The sequence below is a fragment of the Collimonas fungivorans genome (genome assembly GCF_028292705.1).
In the GTDB taxonomy this organism is placed as follows: domain Bacteria; phylum Pseudomonadota; class Gammaproteobacteria; order Burkholderiales; family Burkholderiaceae_D; genus Collimonas; species Collimonas fungivorans_B.
Map to the genome: position 1 here is coordinate 1 of NZ_JAQGLV010000293.1, position 4,956 is coordinate 4,956.

Genomic DNA, 4,956 nt, shown 5'->3' on the forward strand with positions numbered 1-4,956 from the left:
CACGTTCCGACCGCATGCCTGACGACCGTGGCGGCGACCGCCGCGCGCCGCCGCCCTCGCAGTACGAACCGAGGCGCGGACAGGCGCCGGATGAGCAATGGCAGAACCGCGGACGCGGCTCCGACCCCAACGAGGGACGCGGCCGGATGTCGCCGGATGAGCGGCGCGCCTTGCGTCAGCAGATTGATAGGGCCGGCCGGGATATTTATCCGCAGCGGCGTTGATATCTGAAAACAGGAAATGCCAGCTGGATGGCGCGCAGAACCGGTGATGAAGATCGCCGGTTTTTTTATTGTATGTTTGGTTTTGTGGGAAGGGCGGCCGAAAGACCTGTATTCGAGCATTAGGTAATGATCGAAAAAAGCGAGACGTAAACCAGAAAGGGGTTGCAAGATTTCTCTTGCAACCCCTCGAATTACTGGTGCGGCTGGCAGGAATCGAACCCACGACCCCTTGGTTCGTAGCCAAGTACTCTATCCAGCTGAGCTACAGCCGCGAAAAACAAAATTATATATTAGCTTTGTTAATTTTGGAAGAGGGAAATATCGTAAAACCTAATATTTCTTCTCGCTTACAGAGGTAAAACACTTTTTCTGCTTGCTCTCAACCAAGTCCGCTACTATGCCACAGGTATTGCATGATGGGAAGCTTTATTTGTGTTCTCATTGTGTTTTAACTCAGACTATTTCGATCTCCCTTATCCTCAATGCCATAGGGAGCGGCGCATTTCATCGGATGATATAATCAAACAATAATCATTATCATTTATAGCTCGAAAGGTTGATTGCATGAATGTGAAATTGCTTACGGCGGCCGTGCTTGTTTCTTTTGGGGTTAGCGGCGCCGCAATGGCAGCTGAATATCCGATCGGCAAGCAGCAGATCATGAACGGCCTGGAGGTCGCTGCTGTTTACCTGCAGCCGATCAAGATGGAGCCGGAAGGCATGATGCGCAAGGCGGAACTGTCGGACATCCATGTCGAAGCCGATATCCATGCCGTGAAAGACAATCCCAACGGTTTTGCCGAGGGCGACTGGATGCCGAACCTGGTCATCTCTTACGAATTCACCAAAGCCGGCTCGACCCAGGTCATCAAGGGCGACATGATGCCGATGGTGGCCAGCGATGGTCCGCACTATGGCGACAACGTCAAGCTGGCGGGGCCGGGGAAATATACATTGAAGATGATCATTTCGCCGCCGTCGGCCAACGTCGGCGCGCATTTTGGCCGGCATGTCGACAAGGAAACCGGTGTCGGCGCCTGGTTCAAGCCGTTCACGGTGGTCAACGAGTTCACCTTTGCCGGGGTAGGTAAAAAAGGCGGATATTAATGCAGGAAATAAGGCGGGACAAATACGCGCCCATGAAATTCTTATCGGAGAGCATGGTCATGGCGTCAGGCAAAGTGCGCGGCGTATTGGGAATAGGCCTGCTGTTGGCGGCGACCGCCTCGATGGCCGCCGATTTGCCCACCTTCAAGCTGGAAATGAAGGACGGCGTCCTCAATCCGGCGCGGATTGTGGTTCCTGCCGGCCAGAAAATAAAAATCGAAGTCCACAACACCGGGCAGTCTGCGGTTGAATTTGAAAGTGTCCAGCTGCGCAAGGAAAAGGTACTGGCGCCGGGCGCGCAATCGTTCGTCGTGATCGCGCCGCTGCAGCCGGGCGAATACAAGTTTTTTGATGATTTTCATGCGCAGGCGCAGGGTGTGATTGTCGCTAAATAAGAGGCTACCGCCAGCTGTTGCAATTGCTATTGTTATTGCCGGCGGCGCTTGTCATGGTTTGATGGAGTAACGGAAGATGGGTCAGGTTTTGTTCATAGTCTGGCGCGAAAGCGTCGAGGCGTTGCTGGTAGTCGGCATTTTGCACGCGTGGCTGAAGAACGGTGGCGAAGCTGCGCGCCGCGGCTTGCCTTATCTGTGGAGCGGCGTCGGCGTCGGCATCTTGGGCGCGATCGGCCTGGGCGCGGCGCTGCTGGGTTTCAGCGAGCTGCTATCGGGCGATGCCCAGGATTACTTCCAGATAGTGATGGTGATACTGGCTGCGATATTGATCGTGCAGATGGTGTTCTGGATGCGCAAGCACGGCCGCACGCTCAAGCGCGAAATGGAAACCTCGCTTAGCGCCAACCTGCAAACCGCGAACTGGTGGGGCGTATTTGCGCTGGCTGCATTGGCGATCGCGCGCGAGGGCAGTGAAACCGTGATCTTTCTTTACGGGCTGGGCCTGGCGGACAAGGGCGACTCGGCCGGCGTGATGGTGCTGGCCGCGGCGCTCGGTTTTGCGCTGGCGTTCCTGACCTTCTATCTGTTGCAGCTCGGCGGCAAGATTTTTTCCTGGCGCCGCTTCTTCCAGGTCACCGAAATCATCTTGCTGTTCCTCGCTGCGGGGCTGCTGCTGACCGGCATCGAACGGCTGATGTCGCTGGATATCATCCCGACGCTGGTCGATCCGGTCTGGGACAGCTCGCGCCTGCTCGACGACACGACGTCATTCGGCAACCTGGTTTCCACGCTGACCGGCTATCGCGCGCAGCCCGCGCTGATGAGCTTGCTGGTGTATGCGGCATATTGGGTGTGTGTATTGTTATTCCTCAAACGAGCCAGGCCGCAGCCAATCCCAGCCAAATAAACCAATGAATACTTGTGCAATTCCTCAAACGCAAACACGACTTTCCCGCACGGCTGACTGGATGCGGGACCATGCGAAGCTGATTCGCTGGGTGCAGTGGGGGATTGTGCTGGTGTACGGCTTCCTGATCCTGGTGCCGATCTTCCTGCCGCTGCCGGACGAGACCGCGCACATCTGGTCGAACCTGACCCTGATCGCGCAATTTGCATTCTGGGGCATCTGGTGGCCGTTCGTGCTGATCAGCATGGTGCTGATGGGGCGGGTCTGGTGCGGCGTGCTGTGTCCGGAGGGCGCGCTGACCGAGTTCGCCAGCCGCCATGGGCTCGGCAAAGCCATTCCGCACTGGATGCGCTGGGGCGGCTGGCCGTTCGTGGCGTTTGCGCTGACCACCATCTACGGCCAGATGGTGAGCGTGTATCAATATCCTAAAGCGGTGCTGCTGGTGCTGGGCGGCTCTACCGCCGGCGCCATCGTGGTCGGCTACCTGTATGGCCGCGACAAGCGCGTCTGGTGCAAATACCTGTGCCCGGTGAATGGCGTATTCGGCTTGCTGGCCAAGCTGGCGCCATTCCACTATAAAGTCAACGAAACCGCCTGGCGCGCGTCCTACGGCACCCACAGCCACACGCAAGGGCGCACCGTGATTCCCGTCAATTGTGCGCCGCTGGTGCCGCTGCGGGCCATGAAGGGCGCTGCCGATTGCCATATGTGCGGCCGTTGCAGCGGCCATCGCGACGCTATCGAACTGACCTGGCGCGCGCCGACAGAGGAAATCGTCCGGCATGGCGAGCAGCACAATAACCTGTGGGAAAGCGCACTGGCCTTGTACGGCCTGATGGGGATCGCCATCGGCGCCTTCCACTGGTCGGCCAGCCCCTGGTTTGTACAGGTCAAGCAAGCCATCGCGACCTGGCTGATCGACCGCGACATCATGTGGCCCTTCGATACCCATGCGCCATGGTGGGTGTTCACCAATTATCCGGCGCAGAATGATGTCTTCAGCTGGCTCGACGGCAGCCTGGTGATCGCCTATATCCTGACCACCGGGCTGGTGCTCGGCACTGCGCTGACGTTGTTGTTCGCACTGAGCAGCCGTGTGCTTGGCGGCTGGGACCGCAAGCGTTTCAACCACCTGGTGCAGTCCACCATTCCGCTGGCCGGCTGCGGCGTATTCGTTGGCTTGTCGGCCACCACCATCAGCCTGCTGCGCGGCGAGCACCTGCCTGTGTTCTGGGCCAACGACTTGCGCGCCATCCTGCTGATCGCGACAACCTTGTGGAGCGTGTGGCTGGCCTGGCGCGTCACCGGCCGTTATACCAGCTCGCCGGCACGCCGCCTGCTGAGCATGGCGCCGGTGATAACCGGCCTGGCCCTGGTCAACTTTGCCTGGCTGCTGATGTTCTGGTTGTGGTGAATTTTCATCATTTGCAGGAATTTTGTCGCAGTTTTGTCAGTTTCTGGTCGATACCCAGGGCGTTAGTGCGTAAAATGAGGGTTGTTGTCCCGTCTATATTTATCTTGCCGTCCTCTTTTAAAAAGGGGCGGTGACGGCGGCGGGGAAGCCCTCTCCAACTCTAGCCTACGTTTCCTATCATGGTCCGCCCACGCTTTTTGCCCGACAACTTCACGTTGTTGCTGGTTACCACGGTTCTGGTCGCCAGCCTGTTCCCGGCCAAAGGCCAGGTCGCGGTTTCTTTCAACCTGATTACCACGCTGGCCATCGGCCTGCTGTTTTTCCTGCATGGCGCCAAGTTGTCGCGCGAAGCGGTGGTGCAGGGCGCGCTGCACTGGCGCCTGCACCTGACGGTGCTGCTAGCCACCTTCGCCTTGTTTCCGTTGCTGGGCCTGGTATTCAAGCCGCTGCTGCTGCCGTTGGTGACGCCTGACCTGTACCTCGGCATCCTGTTCCTGTGCACCTTGCCTTCGACTGTGCAATCGTCGATCGCATTTACCTCGGTGGCGCGCGGCAACGTGCCTGCCGCCGTGTGCAGCGCATCCGCCTCCAACCTGCTCGGCATCTTCCTGACGCCGGTGCTGGTCGGCTTGGTGGTGGTGACCCATGCCCAGGGCAAGGGTTCTTTCGATTCCATCCTGAATATCGTGATGCAGCTGCTGCTGCCTTTTGTCGCCGGCCAGATCGCCCGCCGCTGGATCTGCAAGTGGCTGGACAAGCACAAGATCATCTTGAAGATGGTCGACCAGGGTTCGATCCTGCTGGTGGTCTACACCGCCTTCAGCGAAGCCGTGGTGCAGGGTTTGTGGCAGGAGTTGCCGCCGCTGTCGCTGGTCGGCCTGATTGTGGTGGTGGCGCTGCTGCTGTTCG

6 protein-coding genes and 1 tRNA gene are annotated in these 4,956 nt (G+C 58.5%); 6 read left to right on the forward strand and 1 reads right to left on the reverse strand.

Going from position 1 to position 4,956, the window contains the following annotated elements; all coding sequences use genetic code 11:
- Nucleotides 1–14: 14 nt before the first annotated feature.
- The gene (locus JWQ61_RS16385; RefSeq protein WP_304361467.1) at nt 15–224 is read left to right on the forward strand and encodes a hypothetical protein; all 210 of its coding nucleotides are present in this window, start codon (nt 15–17) and stop codon (nt 222–224) included.
- A gap of 195 nt (nt 225–419) precedes the next feature.
- Here JWQ61_RS16385 and JWQ61_RS16390 read toward each other — a convergent pair.
- A tRNA-Arg gene (locus JWQ61_RS16390) sits at nt 420–496 on the reverse strand.
- 292 nt (nt 497–788) lie between these two features.
- Between JWQ61_RS16390 and JWQ61_RS16395 the strand changes: the two genes are divergently transcribed.
- From JWQ61_RS16395 to JWQ61_RS16415, 5 genes are all read left to right on the forward strand, one after another.
- Complete coding sequence (locus tag JWQ61_RS16395) at nt 789–1,331, forward strand: iron transporter (RefSeq protein ID WP_304361463.1); 543 nt, start codon at nt 789–791, stop codon at nt 1,329–1,331.
- 59 nt (nt 1,332–1,390) lie between these two features.
- A complete protein-coding gene (locus JWQ61_RS16400; RefSeq protein ID WP_304361468.1) occupies nt 1,391–1,726 on the forward strand; it encodes a cupredoxin domain-containing protein in 336 nt (111 codons plus the stop codon).
- Between the two features lie 76 nt (nt 1,727–1,802).
- Nucleotides 1,803–2,633 (forward strand): FTR1 family protein, encoded by an 831-nt coding sequence (locus tag JWQ61_RS16405; protein ID WP_304361464.1) that lies wholly within the window; start codon nt 1,803–1,805, stop codon nt 2,631–2,633.
- A gap of 61 nt (nt 2,634–2,694) precedes the next feature.
- Nucleotides 2,695–4,047 (forward strand): 4Fe-4S binding protein, encoded by a 1,353-nt coding sequence (locus JWQ61_RS16410; RefSeq protein WP_304361465.1) that lies wholly within the window; start codon nt 2,695–2,697, stop codon nt 4,045–4,047.
- Nucleotides 4,048–4,226: 179 nt separating this feature from the next.
- On the forward strand, nt 4,227–4,956 hold a 730-nt coding region (locus JWQ61_RS16415), incomplete at its 3' end, for a bile acid:sodium symporter family protein (RefSeq protein ID WP_304361466.1).